The 14,570-nt window shown below is 72.4% G+C and carries 16 protein-coding genes; 12 read left to right on the top strand and 4 right to left on the bottom strand.

The genetic code is table 11. From position 1 onward, the window contains the following. The first annotated feature begins 2 nt into the window (after window positions 1–2). A complete protein-coding gene (folE, locus tag ACFPYL_RS03710; protein ID WP_379150460.1) occupies window positions 3–617 on the top strand; it encodes a GTP cyclohydrolase I FolE in 615 nt (204 codons plus the stop codon). Window positions 618–640: 23 nt separating this feature from the next. Here the strand turns inward: folE and ACFPYL_RS03715 are convergent, their stop codons facing one another. Both ACFPYL_RS03715 and ACFPYL_RS03720 read right to left on the bottom strand, forming a co-directional pair. Beyond that, window positions 641–1,837, bottom strand: coding sequence for a sulfotransferase family protein (locus ACFPYL_RS03715; RefSeq protein WP_379150462.1), 1,197 nt, complete (start codon window positions 1,835–1,837; stop codon window positions 641–643). Further along, entirely contained in the window at window positions 1,834–2,445 is a 612-nt protein-coding gene (locus ACFPYL_RS03720; RefSeq protein WP_379150464.1) for a TetR/AcrR family transcriptional regulator, read from the bottom strand. The genes ACFPYL_RS03715 and ACFPYL_RS03720 overlap by 4 nt, the downstream gene beginning before the upstream one ends. Window positions 2,446–2,525: 80 nt before the next feature. Here ACFPYL_RS03720 and ACFPYL_RS03725 point away from each other — a divergent pair, with 80 nt between their 5' ends. Next, entirely contained in the window at window positions 2,526–3,281 is a 756-nt protein-coding gene (locus ACFPYL_RS03725; protein WP_379150466.1) for a class I SAM-dependent methyltransferase, read from the top strand. Here the strand turns inward: ACFPYL_RS03725 and ACFPYL_RS03730 are convergent. Further along, window positions 3,278–4,648 carry a glycosyltransferase gene (locus ACFPYL_RS03730; protein ID WP_379150468.1) on the bottom strand — a complete coding sequence of 457 codons (1,371 nt, stop codon included), beginning with the start codon at window positions 4,646–4,648 and terminating at the stop codon, window positions 3,278–3,280. The genes ACFPYL_RS03725 and ACFPYL_RS03730 overlap by 4 nt on opposite strands. A 60-nt stretch (window positions 4,649–4,708) precedes the next feature. Here ACFPYL_RS03730 and folP point away from each other — a divergent pair, with 60 nt between their 5' ends. The 6 genes from folP to ACFPYL_RS03760 all read left to right on the top strand — a co-directional run bounded on the left by folP (window position 4,709) and on the right by ACFPYL_RS03760 (window position 8,809). Next, entirely contained in the window at window positions 4,709–5,557 is an 849-nt protein-coding gene (gene folP / locus ACFPYL_RS03735; protein ID WP_379150470.1) for a dihydropteroate synthase, read from the top strand. After that, window positions 5,550–5,918, top strand: coding sequence for a dihydroneopterin aldolase (gene folB, locus ACFPYL_RS03740; RefSeq protein WP_379150472.1), 369 nt, complete (start codon window positions 5,550–5,552; stop codon window positions 5,916–5,918). The genes folP and folB overlap by 8 nt, the downstream gene beginning before the upstream one ends. After that, a complete protein-coding gene (gene folK / locus ACFPYL_RS03745; RefSeq protein ID WP_379150474.1) occupies window positions 5,911–6,480 on the top strand; it encodes a 2-amino-4-hydroxy-6-hydroxymethyldihydropteridine diphosphokinase in 570 nt (189 codons plus the stop codon). Before folB ends, folK begins: the two co-directional genes overlap by 8 nt. A gap of 48 nt (window positions 6,481–6,528) precedes the next feature. Next, window positions 6,529–7,035 (top strand): DUF3180 domain-containing protein, encoded by a 507-nt coding sequence (locus ACFPYL_RS03750; RefSeq protein ID WP_379150476.1) that lies wholly within the window; start codon window positions 6,529–6,531, stop codon window positions 7,033–7,035. A 9-nt stretch (window positions 7,036–7,044) separates the two neighbouring features. Beyond that, window positions 7,045–7,656, top strand: a complete 612-nt coding sequence (locus ACFPYL_RS03755; RefSeq protein ID WP_379150478.1) for a hypothetical protein — start codon at window positions 7,045–7,047, stop codon at window positions 7,654–7,656. Window positions 7,657–7,726: 70 nt separating this feature from the next. Beyond that, window positions 7,727–8,809 carry a GNAT family N-acetyltransferase gene (locus ACFPYL_RS03760; protein WP_379150480.1) on the top strand — a complete coding sequence of 361 codons (1,083 nt, stop codon included), beginning with the start codon at window positions 7,727–7,729 and terminating at the stop codon, window positions 8,807–8,809. Here the strand turns inward: ACFPYL_RS03760 and ACFPYL_RS03765 are convergent, their stop codons facing one another. Next, window positions 8,810–9,832, bottom strand: coding sequence for an ABC transporter ATP-binding protein (locus tag ACFPYL_RS03765; protein ID WP_379150482.1), 1,023 nt, complete (start codon window positions 9,830–9,832; stop codon window positions 8,810–8,812). It lies immediately after the preceding gene. A 3-nt stretch (window positions 9,833–9,835) separates the two neighbouring features. Here ACFPYL_RS03765 and ACFPYL_RS03770 point away from each other — a divergent pair, with 3 nt between their 5' ends. From ACFPYL_RS03770 to ACFPYL_RS03785, 4 genes are all read left to right on the top strand, one after another. Next, entirely contained in the window at window positions 9,836–10,552 is a 717-nt protein-coding gene (locus tag ACFPYL_RS03770) for an ABC transporter permease (protein ID WP_379150484.1), read from the top strand. Then, window positions 10,549–11,313, top strand: coding sequence for an ABC transporter permease (locus ACFPYL_RS03775; RefSeq protein ID WP_379150486.1), 765 nt, complete (start codon window positions 10,549–10,551; stop codon window positions 11,311–11,313). The genes ACFPYL_RS03770 and ACFPYL_RS03775 overlap by 4 nt, the downstream gene beginning before the upstream one ends. A gap of 49 nt (window positions 11,314–11,362) precedes the next feature. Beyond that, window positions 11,363–12,316, top strand: coding sequence for an ABC transporter substrate-binding protein (locus tag ACFPYL_RS03780; protein WP_379150488.1), 954 nt, complete (start codon window positions 11,363–11,365; stop codon window positions 12,314–12,316). Window positions 12,317–12,467: 151 nt separating this feature from the next. After that, window positions 12,468–14,567, top strand: a complete 2,100-nt coding sequence (locus tag ACFPYL_RS03785; RefSeq protein WP_379150490.1) for a glycosyltransferase — start codon at window positions 12,468–12,470, stop codon at window positions 14,565–14,567. Window positions 14,568–14,570 lie beyond the last annotated feature (3 nt).

Here is a 14,570-nt window from a genome sequence, read left to right on the forward strand (position 1 = left end):
CGATGACGGACTCCATCCGCCCCGACCAGCGGGCGCCGGAAGACGTCCCCGCGTTCGACCACGCGCGCGCCGAGGCCGCCGTGCGCGAGCTCCTGATCGCGATCGGCGAGGACCCGGACCGCGAGGGCCTGCACGACACGCCTGCGCGGGTCGCCCGGGCGTACGCCGAGCTCACGGCCGGGCTGCGGATGGCGCCCGAGGACGTGCTGACCACGACCTTCGACCTCGGGCACGACGAGATGGTCCTGGTGCGCGACATCGAGCTGTGGTCGATGTGCGAGCACCACCTGGTGCCGTTCACCGGCGTCGCGCACGTCGGCTACATCCCGGCCGCCAGCGGGAAGATCACGGGGCTCTCCAAGCTGGCCCGGTTGGTCGACGTCTACGCGAAGCGCCCGCAGGTCCAGGAGCGGCTGACGACCCAGGTCGCGGACGCGCTGATGGAGATCCTCGAGGCCCGCGGCGTCATCGTGGTGATCGAGGCCGAGCACCTTTGCATGACGATGCGGGGCGTGAAGAAGGCCGGCGCACGCACGATCACCTCGGCGGTGCGCGGCACCATGCGCTCGAACGCCAGCACCCGCGCCGAGGCGATGGCGCTGATCCACCGGCGCTAGCCGTCTCGACGGCAACCGGGCCGTCAGTCCAGCGCCTCCGACTCCACGTCGAAGAACTCCTGGTACTCACGCACCCGCTCGCGCAGCTCGCCCTGGTCGAGGCCGGTCTCGGCGAACGAGTAGCGCTTCAGGCTGCCGCCCTGGTCGCCCGGATGGGCGGCCAGGAAGGTGCGCATCCGGCTCTCGGCCTCAGCGGTGAGCTCGAGGCCGATCTCGTCGTAGATCCGCGCCACCGCGCCGATCAGGTCGTGCCGGATGTCCTGGTAGCGGACGTCGACCACCTGACCGGGCCCGAAGACCCCGTCGCGACGCGCCTCGAGCGCGCGGTCCAGGCCGACCGGGATGTCGGCGCCGTACTGCGCGGCCAGCCGCGTCACCTCGAAGTGGTCGGTGGTCATCTCGCGCAGGCTCGCGCCGAGGGCGCTGATCGAGGCGATCACCTTGAGCGGGTCGCGGTGGTTCTGGATCACGATCGCGTCCGGGTACTCCGCGAGCAGCGCCGGCAGCGACCACAGGTGCGCCGGCGACTTGAGCAGCCACCGCTCGGAGTGGTGCTCGGACTGGAGGTGCTGGAGGAAGCGCCGGTGCCAGGCGTACGCCGGCGCCATGTCGGTCTCGTGCAGCAACCAGTGGTTGTACGCCGGCACCTCGAACTGCAGCGTGTGCTGCATCGAGCGGAAGTCGCTGGTGAAGATCCGCACGTCCTCCTGCGCGAGCCGCGCGCCGAGCTCGTGGAAGGCGGCGAAGCCGGGGATGAACGACTCGACCAGGTCGAAGCCGGCCTGGCACTCGTCGATGCGGGGGTCGGTCTCGAACGTCGCGGTCCGCGGCGCCGGGACGGGCCGCTCCATCTCCCAGCTCAGCGGCGCCCGGTTGGCGGGGTCCTGGGCCATCAGGTCGTGCAGGATCGTGGTGCCGGTGCGGGGCTGGCCGACGATGATGATCGGCCGCCGGACCTCCTGGGCCGCGACGTCGGGGTGGTCCTTGCGCCAGGCCTCGATCCGGAGCCGGTTGGCGAGGTCGGTGACGATCCCGTCCTCGGCGACGCCGACGCCGATCTCGTTGAGCTGGGCGCTCCCGGCGAGCGACTCGAGGTAGAGGTCGAGGCCCTCCTGCCAGCTGTCGGCACCGAAGTCGTCGGAGCCGGCCGCATCGATCGCGGCGGCGACCAGCCGCTCGTGGCGCTGGCCGGTGGTCTCGGTGCTCGCGGTGGTCGTCATCGTGCTCCTCGGGTGTCGGGCGGCAGCTGCAAGGTGTTCAGGTGTGCTTGGACCAGGGCGGGCAGGTCGCCGCGGCCGCGGTCGACGAGCCACTCGTCGCAGGCCAGCCGGACGGCCGCCATCGCCATCGCGCCCACCATCCGGGGGCGCGGGTCGTGCGGCCCGAGCACGCCGAACCGGGGCCGGACCGCGTCGGCGATGGCGGCCTCCCAGTCGACGTACAGGTGCAGCGTCCACGCGAACATCGCGGGGGAGGAGCGGCACAGCTCGGCCTGGTCGAGGAAGGCCTGGCGGTTGGCGTCGAAGTCCGCGCCGAGACGGCGGTACGCCGCGCGCACGGCGTCCAGCGGACTCACCTCCGGTGGCACCTCGGCCAGCAGGCCGACGATCACGAAGATCGCGGCGTCCGCGAGCCCGGTGGCCACCGCGAGCTCCTTGGAGTCGAAGTGCCGGAAGAAGGTGGCCCGCCCAACCCCGGCCTCGGCGGCGATCTGGTCGGCGGTCGTGGCCGTCACGCCGTGCTCGTTGGCCAGCCGCGCGGCCGCGTCGGCGATCCGCTGGCGGGTCGCCGCGAGCTTGTCGGTCCGGATGGACGTGACGGTCGTCACACGGCGATGATACGGAGTCTCATTTCGCTGTCGAGGTGGCCCAGACCGCTGCCGCCCGCGGGCGCGCTAGGTTGACCGCCATGCAGTACCTCGACTTCTTGTCCCGGGTGCACGCGCTGCACCAGCCGGACAACTACCTCGAGATCGGGGTGCGCTTCGGCCACAGCCTCGCGCTCGCGAAGTGCCGCGCCGTCGGCATCGACCCGGCGTTCCTCATCGAGGCCGAGCTGTCGGGCGAGGTGCACCTGCAGCGGACCACCAGTGACGAGTACTTCACCCGGCCCGACTGCCTCGACGTGACCGAGGGACAGCCCTTCGACCTGGCGTTCATCGACGGGATGCACCTCTTCGAGTTCGGCCTGCGCGACTTCATCAACACCGAGGAGCACGCCCACCCCTGGTCGGTGGTGATCTTCGACGACGTGCTGCCGCGCAACGTGCCCGAGGCGGCGCGCGAACGGCACACCGGCCCGTGGACCGGTGACGTCTTCCCGATCATCGAGGTGCTGCGCCGCTACCGCCCCGAGCTGGTCACGATCCTCGTCGACACCGAACCGACCGGGCTGATGTTCGTGCTCGGGCTCGACCCGGCCAACACCATCCTGCGGGACAGGTACGACGAGATCGTGCGCGACTTCCGACGCCCCGACCCGCAGGTCGTGCCCCAGCAGCTGCTCGACCGGGGCGGCGTGCAGACGCCGGCGCGCGTCCTGGACGCCGGCTTCTGGGACGTGCTGCGCGAGCAGCGCGAGCAGCCCGGCCGGCCGGACTTCCACCGGCGCCTGCGCGAGCAGCTCGCGGCCGACCTGGGCTCGGCGTACGCCCCGGTCGGCTAGCCCCGCACGGAACGGCGCACGCGGCCGGCGAGGCGCCTGGCGCGACCCGGCTGGTGCTCCGGCGCGGCAGCGGAGGGCTCCGGCGTCTCCGCCTCGGGAGCGGGGCGGCGCACGGTCCGCGTGACCGTCATCGCGCCGACGCCGTCGACGACCAGGCGGGTGCCGGTGGGGGCGAAGTGGGCGTGCCCGAAGCGGGTGTACAGGCTGCTCTCGCCGGCCAGCCCGCTGACCCACGCCCGGAGGACGGGCCCGGTGCCGTCGTGCTCCAGCCACGCGACCACCGGCATCCGGCCGAGCCGCAGCTCCCCGGTGGGCCGGGAGCCGGGCGCCAGGTCGATCTTCTTCAACCTGCTGGTGAGCAGGCTGCCGCGCGAGTCCTCGACCACGGAGGTCACCGAGGGGTCCAACCGCCGGATCGGCTGGTGCGCGTGCCCGCCGACGTCCAGGCCCACGCGCTTGCGCGCCCCGGAGAACGAGATGACGGTCCGCTCCCGCACGCTCGCGCCGTGGACCTTCTGGGGCCGCCCGCCGAGCAGGACGGGGGACCGGCCGCCGATCCGCAGCGAGGGCCACCAGGTGCCGTCCGGCAGCGTTCCGACGCCGGGCACCGACGAGGGATCGATCCGCAGCGTGACGCGCTCCCCGTCGACCTGGACGTCGGTGAGCGGCCACTCGACGCCGGTCCGGTCGGAGTAGACGCTCGCCCGGACGTCGTCGGAGGGCTCGGTGAGCTTGGCGACGACCTCGAGGACCCCGTCGGTCCACGTGGCCCGGACGACCCGGGCGCGGACCGAGCGGTCGGCCTCCGGCGGCGCGGGGCGGTCGGGAGGCGTGCCGTCCACGAAGCACAGGGTCGAGGCGACCGCTGCGGCACCGTCGGCGGTCGCGTCGGCGCCGGCGAGGTCGTCGGCGACCTGGGCGGCCGTCGTCGCCCGCCGACGGCGCAGGCCCCCGGCGGGACCGGCCAGCCGGTCCGGGTCGCTCGGCAGCCCCGCCGGACGGCTCCCGGCGCGACCGGTGAGCCCGAGGCACACGTCGGCTCCGGTCGCGTCCGCCCGGTCGCAGAGCAGGGCCAGCGCGTCGGGCGTGAACACCCGGTCGGCGGGGACGGCGACGACGTACTCGCCGCTCGCGCGGTCGAGGAGGGTCGCCGCGACGTCGCCGCCCACCGGTACCGGTACCCGGGCGACGTTGGTGCGGTGCGCGACCAGGTCGTCCAGCCGCGCGGTCAGGTCCGGGTCCCGCTCGTCGTCACCGATCAGCACCTCGAACTCGGCGGCCGGGAGGGTCTGCCGGTCCAGGCTCGCCAGGAGGCTGCGCGAGCCGGCGGCCGCCGGCGGGACGAGGACCGAGACGCGCAGGGGCATGCGGGTCATTGTGCACGGCGCGGTGGGACCAGGCGTCCCGGCGCACGCTACGTTCGGGCCATGGAGCTGCCGCGGCTGATGGGCGTCGTCAACGTCACGCCCGACTCGTTCTCCGACGGCGGCCGCTGGTTCGCACCCGACGCAGCGGTCGCCCACGGCCGCGAGCTGCAGGCCCAGGGCGCCGACATCCTCGACATCGGCGGCGAGTCCACCCGCCCCGGCGCCACCCGGCCGCTGGTCGAGGAGGAGCTCGGGCGGGTCGTGCCGGTCATCACCGAGCTCGCCGGCAGCGGGGCGACCGTCTCGGTCGACACGATGCGCGCCGAGGTGGCCGAGGCCGCGATCGCGGCCGGCGCGGCGATCGTCAACGACGTCTCGGGCGGCCTCGCCGACCCGCGGATGTACGACGTCGTGGCGGCCGCGGGCTGCACGTACGTCGCGATGCACTGGCGGGCGCACGCCGACCACATGCGTGACTTCGCCGTCTACGACGGGCCGGGCGGCGTCGTGGCGGCGGTGCGCGACGAGCTGGCCGCGCGGGTCGACGCGATGCTCGCCGCGGGCGTCCGGCCCGACCGGATCGTCCTCGACCCCGGCCTCGGCTTCGCCAAGCGGCCCGAGCACAACTGGCAGCTGCTGCACGACCTCGGCCCGGTCCGCTCGCTGGGGTTCCCGCTGCTGGTGGGCGCCAGCCGCAAGTCGTTCCTCGGTACCCTCCTCGCGTCCGGCGGGTCCCCGCGCCCGGTGGGCGACCGGGAGCACGCCAACACGGCACTCACCGTGCTCCTCGCCCAGCAGGGTGTGTGGGGGCTGCGGGTGCACGACGTACTGTCCGCGAAGGACGCCCTCCGGGTGCTCGAGCGACTGGACCTGTTGGATCGAGAGGGGGAGGAGGGTCGCCATGACTGACGAGCTCGCCGTGCTCGGCATCGAGTGCTACGGGCACCACGGGGTGTTCGAGTTCGAGAAGCGCGAGGGTCAGGTCTTCGTCGTCGACCTGGTGCTCGGCATCGACACGGCGCCCGCTGCGGCGAGCGACGACTTGCGAGACACGGTCGACTACGGAAGTCTCGTGGCCTCGGTGAAAGCCGCCGTGGAGACGGATCCGGTCGACCTGATCGAGACCCTTGCCCAGCGGATCGCGGACGTCTGCCTCTTGGGCGACCGTGTTGAATGGGCTCGGGTGACGGTTCACAAGCCGGACGCACCCATCGACGCGACGTTCTCGGACGTCGCGCTGACGATCACCCGGAAGGGCCCCCGTGACTGAGACCCCGAACCCCCACATCATCGACACCGACACGCTGACCGGCGAGATGCGACCCATCCGTCGCGCCGTCCTCGCGCTCGGGTCGAACCTCGGGGAGCGGATGGCCAGCCTGCAGGGCGCGGTCAACGCGCTCGCGGACACGCCGGACGTGTGGATCACCGGGGTCTCCCCGGTCTACGAGACCGAGCCGGTCGACTGCCCGCCCGAGGCCAAGAACTACCTCAATGCCGTCGTGCTCATCGACACGACGCTCGCCGCGTCGCGGCTGATGGACCGCGCGCTCGCGATCGAGGACGCCTTCGAGCGGGAGCGCAGCGAGGTGCGCAACGCGCCCCGCACGCTCGACGTCGACCTCATCGTCGTCGGCGACCGCCGCAGCGACGAGGAGTCGCTCCGGCTCCCGCACCCGCGCGCCCACGAGCGCGCGTTCGTGCTCCGGCCGTGGCTCGACCTCGAGCCCGACGCGTCGCTGCCCGACCGCGGCGCCGTCGCCGACCTGCTCGACGCGGCGGACCAGAGCGGCATCAAGGTCCGCGAGGACCTGGTGCTCGAGATCCAGTGACGCACCTGTCGTGACCGCCCGGACCGAGGGCCAGGAAGTGACGCAGCGGTGATCGACGGCCCTGCCGGCCCCGAGGACGACGAGAAGGAGACGGTCCAGCCGGGCCGCCTCCGACCGACCTCGGCCGGCGCGATCACGACGTGGGCCGTCATCGGCCTGGTCGGCGGCTGGCTGCTGCACCCGCTCGCCGAGCGGGTGCGCGACACCGCGCCGATCGTCACCTGGGCGCAGCCGCTCGCGCTCGTCCTCGTCGCCGCGATCCTCGGCGCCACGGCGTACGTCACCTGGCGCACGGTGCACGTGCAGCACCACCGGCTCGAGCCGCAGCAGGCCGTCAACCGGCTGGTGCTGGCCCGTGCGTGCGCCCTCGTGGGTGCGCTGGTCGCCGGCGGCTACTTCGGCTACGCCCTCAGCTGGGTGGGCGTGGGCACCGAGCTGGGCGACCAGCGGATGTGGCGATCGGTCGTCGCGGGGGTCGCGGGCGTGGCGATCGTCATCACGGCGCTGCTCCTCGAGCGCGCGTGTCGCGTCCGATCCGACCCCGAGGACGCCTAACCTGCCCTCATGGCTTCCCCTCGCTCCACCCGGCGTCGCCAGCGCAGCACGCGCCTGAGCGTCGCCGTCGTCCTGCTCGCGCTCGCCGCCGTCGCGGTGCTGGGCGCGATCGTGAGCGGCTCGTGGCTCCTCGTCACGCTCGCCGCAGCGGCCGGTGTGCTCCTCGGAGCCGCCGCCACCAAGATCACCCACACCGAGCTGGTCACCGCGCGGCGCGACGTCGCCCGGGACCGGGCGGAGCAGGCGCAGGCCTACCGCCGCCTCACCGACGAGCGCACGGCGGAGAACGCCGCCTTCGCCGCGTCCATGCAGCAGAAGCTGGCGCACCGCGAGGCCGCCGTCGGCGAGCTCGAGGTCGCCCTCACCTCGGCCCAGCAGCGGGCCGCCGACGCGACCCGCAAGCTCAACGCCGAGGCCCGCCGGGCCGAGGCTGCCGAGCGTCAGGGCCGCGACCTGGAGGAGCGTCTGGGCGCACGGCTCGCCGATGCCGAGGAGCGCGCCGCCGAGGCCGTGGTCCGGGTCGTCGAGCTCGAGCAGGAGCTGGACGTCGTACGCGCGGAGCTCGAGACCGTCACGCAGGCCTGGCGCTCCGCCGAGGCCACCGCGCGCCGGCACGCCTGAGCCGTACGTCACCTCCGCCGGGCGTCCCCGGCCGGTTCGTCCTGCCGTCGTTGGGGGAGGATGGACGACTGTGATCCCCGACGAGAACCGCTTCGAGAGTGACCCCGACGCGGCCCTGGGTGCCGTCTCCGGCCTGCCCCGGGGCTGGACGGTCGGGACGCCCGATCCCGCCGACCGCTTCGACGTCGCGCGGCTGACGCACCTGCTCCGCGCCCACGAGCGGCACGGGCGGGGCTGGGCCGGAGCCGGCGTCGACGACGTGCTGGTCGAGGTGTCCGAGCGCGGGCTGCGGATGCGGGAGAACCTCGTCGTCCGCGACGAGGACGGCGACATCCACGCGTGGGGCAGCGTCCACGACCGCTCGGTCGGCCGGATGCTCTTCGTGCACGTCGTGCAGCGCGACCTGCCCGACGACGTGGCCGACCGCTGCTCCGACCTCCTGGTCGAGTGGGCCGAGGCGCAGGCGCGGGCCGTCGGGGCCGCCCGGGGCCTGGAGACCCAGCAGATCGACACTGGCGCGTTCCAGGGCGACGAGCGCCAGGCGCGGTGGCTCTCAAGCGCCGGCTTCGAGCGGGTACGCACCTGGTGGCAGATGAGCCGCCCGGTCACCCCCGACGAGGCCGGCCTGGTCGAGTCCCCGGACCGCTGGGAGTCCGACGGCGTCGTCGTACGCCTGGTCGGGCGGACCGGTCAGGGCCTGCCCGACGAGGACGACCTGCGCGGGGTCCACGAGGTGCTGGAGGGTGCGTTCGTCGACCACTTCAACTCCAGCGAGGAGACCTTCGAGGAGTTCCTCTTCCGCCTCCGCGAGGACCCGGGCCACCGGTGGGACCACTGGTGGCTCGCCGAGCTCGTCGACGGCGACGCGCCCCAACCCGTCGGCGCGCTGATCGGCACGGTCTCGGAGTCGGCGAACGGCCCCGACGGGTCCTACGTCTCCTACCTCGGCGTGCTCGAGGCCGCGCGCGGCCGCGGGGTCGCCAAGGGCCTGCTGCGCACGATCATCGCGGACGCCGCCGCACGCGGGCGCGACCGCGTCGGCCTCGAGGTCGACGCCGACTCACCCACCGGCGCTGCCGGCCTCTACACCTCCATGGGCTGGGCGACGAAGTACGTCACCGAGTCCTGGCACCGCGACGTCCCGATCGGCTGACTATCCTTCCGTGGCCATCTCCGCCAGGGCGGCGCGGAGGGCGCGGTGCACGCCGTTGGGGGTGAGCACGCCGACGAACTGGGTGCCGTCGCGCACGCCGACGACGCCGCGGTCCTCGCGCAGCAGCACGGCGAGGGCCTCGCCGAGCGAGATGTCGGTGCCGACGGTGGCGGCGAGGTCGCCGGTGCGTACGCCGTCCAGGGGCTCGATGTGCGCCGGGTCGAGGGGCGTCACCGTCAGCCGCCGCAGGCCGGAGGTCGAGCCGACGAACTCCGCCACGAACTCGTCGGAGGGCCGCCCGAGCACCCGGGCCGGTGTGTCGAACTGCGCGAGCCGCCCACCGCTCGCGAAGACGGCGACCCGGTCGCCGAGACGGACCGCCTCGTCGATGTCGTGGGTGACGAAGACGACCGTCACTCCCACCTCGTCCTGGAGCCGGAGGAACTCGTCCTGGAGGCGGGTGCGGACCACCGGGTCGACCGCGCCGAACGGCTCGTCCATGAGCAGCACCGGCGGGTTCGCGGCGAGCGCCCGGGCCACGCCGACCCGCTGCTGCTGACCGCCGGAGAGCTGGTGCGGGTAGCGGTCCGCGTACGTCGCCGGGTCGAGCCCGACCAGGTCGAGCAGCTCGCGCGCCCGCTCGCGGGCGACCGACTTGGACTCGCCGTACAGCAGCGGCACGGTCATCACGTTGGCCAGGATCTTCTGGTGCGGGAAGAGGCCCACCTGCTGGATCACGTAGCCGATGCTGCGCCGGAGCTTGACAGGGTCCTGGTGCGTGACGTCGTCGCCGTCGATCTCGATCGTGCCGGTCGTCGGCTCGATCAGCCGGTTGATCATCTTGAGCGTCGTCGACTTGCCGCAGCCCGACGGCCCGACCAGGCAGACCAGCTCGCCGCGCTCGATCTCGAGGTCGAGCTCCTGGACGGCGACCGTCCCGTCGTCGTACGTCTTGCCGACACCCGACAGCCGGATCATGGGCACGGTGGCGCGTTGGGCGCCCGTCGAGGAGGTAGCGTCCATGCGGTGACCCTACTCGCGGCGGCGGTGACGGCGGCCGACGCGCCGAGCTGCTACAGCCGGCTGACCAACGAGTGGTTCTGCTGGCAGTACGTCCAGGATCGCAGGACCGAGCTCGTCGACGCGACCGTCGAGCACCTGCAGATCACCGTCATCGCGATCGTGGTCAGCGTCCTGATCGCCTTCCCGCTGGCGTTGCTGGCCCGCCGGATCCCCCGCATCGAGGCCCTCATCCTGGGCCTCGCGACGGCGGTCTACACGATCCCGTCGCTGGCCCTGCTCCCGCTGCTGGTGCCGTTCACCGACCTCTCGCGGACCACCGTCGTGATCGGGTTGTCGCTCTACGCCCTCACGATCCTGGTCCGCAGCATCCTGGAGGGCCTGCGCTCCGTCCCCGACGAGGTGCGCGAGTCCGCGACCGGCCTCGGGTACGGCGCCACCCGGCGGCTGTTCCGCGTCGAGCTGCCGCTGGCGCTGCCGGTGATGATGGCGGGCCTGCGGGTGGCGACGGTGTCGACGGTCGCGCTCACGACGGTCGGCACGATCGTGTCGTACGGCGGGCTCGGCAACCTGATCAGCGACGGGGTGCAGACCAACTTCCGCGCGGAGCTGATGACGGCGTCGATCATCTGCGTCGCGCTGGCCGTCGTGCTCGACCTGCTGATCGTCGGGTCGCAGTGGCTGCTGACCCCGTGGACCCACGGACGGAGCGCGCGGACATGACCGTCGTCACCGACGCCTGGGACTACCTGACGACCGCCTCGAGCTGGACCGGCGAGGACGGGATGCTGCACCTGATGGAGCAGCAGCTGCTCCTCACGATCACCGCGCTCCTGGTCGCGATGCTGGTCGGGCTGCCGATCGCGCTGTGGCTCGGGCACATCGGCCGCGGCGGGCTGCTGGCGATCAACATCTCCAACATCGGCCGAGCCGTGCCCACCTTCGCGCTGCTGGCGCTGCTGGTGGTCGCGGACTGGCCGGGCACCCGCGAGTTCGGCCCCTACGGCCGCGCCGGCCTGGCGACGATCATCGCGCTGACGCTCTTCGCGCTGCCCCCGATCATCACGTCGGCCAACGTCGCGATCCGGGAGGTCTCCCCGGCGGTGCGCCAGGCGGCCGACGGGATGGGGATGACCGGCGGCCAGAAGTTCTGGCGCGTCGAGCTCCCGCTGGCCGCGGCGCTGGTGATGTCCGGCGTACGCCTCGCGCTGGTGCAGGTCTGGGCGACCGCGACCATCGCGGCCCTGGTCGCAGGCCCCGGGCTCGGCCGGGTGATCACCGACGGCTTCTACCGCACCAACTACGGCAAGGGCATCGCCGGCGCGATCGTGGTCGCGGTGGTCGCCCTCGTGCTCGAGGCGCTGGCGGCGTTCGCCCAGCGGCGGCTCGACCCGGTGCCCCGGGAACCGTCACCAAAACGTCATCGGGGAATGTCGGTGACCCGCCCTATGGTTGCCGAGGAGACCGACACCGTCGGCCACTAGCTCGACCGGACACGCGCGGCCGAACCGCGGGACACAGAAGGTGAAGCACATGCACGTACGACGTTCCCTGGCCGCGGCTCTCGCTGTCGGCTCCCTCCTCCTGGCCGGCTGTGCCGGCTCCGACCTGTCCGAAGGTTCCGACAGCCCCGGCGCCGACGACTCGTCGGCCGCGGCCGACAACGGGCCGGTCAGCATCTCGGGGCAGTCCTTCCCGGAGGCCGCCCTGGTCGCCGCGATGTACGACGAGCTGCTGACGAACGCCGGCTACGACACCGACGTCAAGCTCGTCGACACCCGCGACGCCTACATGGCGACCTTCCCGGACAGCATCGACGTCGTCCCCGAGTACGTCGGCGGCATCGTCAACTTCCTCAACTCGCGCGAGAACGGTGCGAAGGCGCAGCCGTTCACGGCCGGCGACGGCGCCGAGTTGGCCACCCAGGGCGCCGACCTGCTCGACGGCGCCAAGATCACGCTGCTCGACCAGTCGGCCGCCACCGACACCAACGCGTTCTTCGTCACGAAGGACTACTCCGAGTCCGAGGGCGTCACCAAGCTGTCGGACCTAAAGGGCAAGTCCGTGGTCCTGGCCGCCGCTCCCGACTGCGAGGGCCGCCTCGACTGCGAGGGCGGGCTGTCGGACAAGTACGGCATCGACATCACCAAGGTGCTGCCGCTCGGCTACGCGAGCGACCAGACCTACCAGTCGGTGATCAAGGGCGAGGCCCAGCTCGGCGAGACCAGCACGACCGACGGCACGCTGGAGTCCCAGGGCCTGGTCGTGCTCGAGGACGACATGCAGATCCAGCCGGCGCAGAACCTCGTGCCGGCCGTCAGCAGCGCGTTCCTGGAGCAGCACCCGGACGTCGCCGACGTGCTCAACGGGCTGATGGCCGCGCTCACGACCGAGGACCTCACCGAGCTCAACGGCGAGGTGGCCGTGGACCGGAAGACGCCCGAGGAGGTCGCGCACAGCTACCTCGAGAGCGCCGGTCTGCTCTGACGAACCCGTGATCGAGAGGCCGGCCCGGCGCTGCCGGGTCGGCCTCTCGACGCGCTCGAACGCGCCGCAGTGATTCGGTCGAGCACAGGGGCGCGGTTAGGATGCGGGGACGCTCGTTGACGACGGGCGGCCTTTCACTCAGGGGGAATGGATGAGTCACGGGATCTGTGCGCCCTTGGTGACCGTCGTCGTTCCGACCTACTGCGGTGCCGACCGGATCGGCGACACCCTGCGTTCGCTGGCCCACCAGACCATGGATCCCGCGTCCTTCGAGGTCGTGGTCGTGATGAACGGTCCGGCGGACGGGACCCCCGAGGTCCTCGCCCGGATCCGCCGTGAGCACCCCTCCCTGCGGCTGCGGAGCATCACCGTCCCGGAGGCCGGAGCCGGCCGGGCACGCAACGCGGGGGTGTCCTCGGCGGCCGGCACCTACCTGACGTTCGTCGACGACGACGACTCCGTGTCCGCGACCCTGCTCGAGTCGCTCGCCGCACGGGTGGCGGACGGCATCGTGCCGTTGGCGATGGTCGCCGACGTCGTCACCGACTCCACCCCGAGCGTCATCGAGTTCGACAACTACCTCAACCGGCGCATCTCGGTCCAGACGGGCCAGACCGTGCCCGGCGAGTCCCTCCCGGTCGCCCTGGGGTTCGTGGCCGCCAAGCTGGTGCCGACGGCGCTGGCGCGGACCGCAGAGTTCGACTCGTCGTTGCGCAGCGGCGAGGACGTCGTCTACTGGTTCGACCTCTTCAACCGTGCCCCGTTCCTCTTCAGCGTCGTGGAGAGCAGCACCGGCGCGGCGTACCACCGCTCGATCCGGGTCGGCTCCATCTCGCGGCAGGCGTCCAGCTACGACTTCAGCGTCAGCCAGCGGCTCGAGGTGATCCAGCGCCTGGCGAGCCGCGAGGTGACGCACCCGGCCGCCGTGCGCGTGCGGGACGCCTTGATGGTGAGCCAGACGGTGCTCATCAACGGCTACCTCCGCGAGACGGGCGAGGAGGTGCGGCTCCGGGCGATCGAGCAGATCCGCGAGCTCGGCCTCGAGACCGTCGTGCGCTACGACGTCCTCAACGCCGGGCTCGCCCACGACCTCGCGATCTGCTACGCCTTCCCGCCGTGGGTCGACACCAGCGGGTCGGTGGCGGCCCGCCGGATCCGGAGCCGGGGGGTCGTCGTCGACGTGATCTCCCAGTCGCTGAAGTCGTGGTCCGGGCGCGACCCCAGCGGTCGACTGATCGCGCAGGAGTTCATCTCCGACCACGCCGAGCTCACCGGCAAGGCCGGGGTCTTCGAGTGGCGGCCGATCGAACGGTTCGTCACGGCCGGCTTCCAGCAGATCACGACCTGGGAGGCGACCAAGGGGAGCTACCGCTCGGTCTACAGCCGATCGATGTGGCCGGCCTCGCACTTCCTGGCCGCGCTGTACAAGATCCGCCGCCCGGAGACGACCTGGATCGCGGAGTTCTCCGATCCGCAGCAGCGCGACAGCCGCGGAGGCTTCCGGGGCGCGCGCTGCCGACCGGGACCGCTCCTCGACGAGCTGCTGGCTGCGCTGGCGGCGACCGGGGTCGAGCTCGCTCCCGACGTCCCGATCTCCGAGCTGGTCGAGGTGCTCGCCTACGGCCTGGCCGACGAGATCGTGTTCACCAACGAGCACCAGCGCGAGATGATGCTCGACTACCTCGGGCGCCCGACCCTCGAGGAGAGGGTGCGCGACGTGTCGGTCATCAGCGAGCACCCGACGCTGGAGCCGCACTTCTACCAGCTCGCGCCGTCCGACTACGAGCTCGACCCGGGCGTGGTCAACCTCGCGTACTTCGGTGCCTTCTACAAGACCCGAGGTCTCGCTGAGGTCGTCGAGGCCATCTCCGCCCTGTCGGTCGAGCGGCAGCGCCTGCTGCGGCTCCACGTCTTCACCGCGGAGCCCGAGGAGCTCACCCTCGCGGCGCAGAACGCCGGACTGAACGGCGTCATCATCGCGAACTCGTACGTCCCCTACCTGGAAGCACTGAACCTAGCTGCCCGGATGGATGCCCTGATCATCAACGACGCCAACACGGTGGGGATGCACTCACGCAACCCGTACCTGCCGTCGAAGTGGTCGGACTACGCGGGCAGCGGGTCCGACGTCTGGGCGATCGTCGAGCCAGGCAGCGTGCTGTCCGAGAAGAAGAGCCGCTACCAGTCCCGGATCGGCGACGCGGAAGCTGCCCAGGAGCAGCTCGTCGCCATCATCAAGGACCACCAGTGAAGA

Origin of the sequence: Nocardioides hankookensis (assembly GCF_042658885.1) — a bacterium.
Classification (GTDB): Bacteria; Actinomycetota; Actinomycetes; order Propionibacteriales; family Nocardioidaceae; genus Nocardioides; species Nocardioides hankookensis.

What these genes read in the sequence shown, in the direction of transcription:
- folE (WP_379150460.1), top strand. Translation starts at nt 3, where the DNA reads ATGACGGACTCCATCCGCCCCGACCAGCGGGCGCCGGAAGACGTCCCC.
- ACFPYL_RS03715 (WP_379150462.1), bottom strand. Translation starts at nt 1,837, where the DNA reads ATGACGACCACCGCGAGCACCGAGACCACCGGCCAGCGCCACGAGCGG.
- ACFPYL_RS03725 (WP_379150466.1), top strand. Translation starts at nt 2,526, where the DNA reads ATGCAGTACCTCGACTTCTTGTCCCGGGTGCACGCGCTGCACCAGCCG.
- ACFPYL_RS03730 (WP_379150468.1), bottom strand. Translation starts at nt 4,648, where the DNA reads ATGCCCCTGCGCGTCTCGGTCCTCGTCCCGCCGGCGGCCGCCGGCTCG.
- folP (WP_379150470.1), top strand. Translation starts at nt 4,709, where the DNA reads ATGGAGCTGCCGCGGCTGATGGGCGTCGTCAACGTCACGCCCGACTCG.
- folB (WP_379150472.1), top strand. Translation starts at nt 5,550, where the DNA reads ATGACTGACGAGCTCGCCGTGCTCGGCATCGAGTGCTACGGGCACCAC.
- ACFPYL_RS03755 (WP_379150478.1), top strand. Translation starts at nt 7,045, where the DNA reads ATGGCTTCCCCTCGCTCCACCCGGCGTCGCCAGCGCAGCACGCGCCTG.
- ACFPYL_RS03765 (WP_379150482.1), bottom strand. Translation starts at nt 9,832, where the DNA reads ATGGACGCTACCTCCTCGACGGGCGCCCAACGCGCCACCGTGCCCATG.
- ACFPYL_RS03775 (WP_379150486.1), top strand. Translation starts at nt 10,549, where the DNA reads ATGACCGTCGTCACCGACGCCTGGGACTACCTGACGACCGCCTCGAGC.
- ACFPYL_RS03780 (WP_379150488.1), top strand. Translation starts at nt 11,363, where the DNA reads ATGCACGTACGACGTTCCCTGGCCGCGGCTCTCGCTGTCGGCTCCCTC.
- ACFPYL_RS03785 (WP_379150490.1), top strand. Translation starts at nt 12,468, where the DNA reads ATGAGTCACGGGATCTGTGCGCCCTTGGTGACCGTCGTCGTTCCGACC.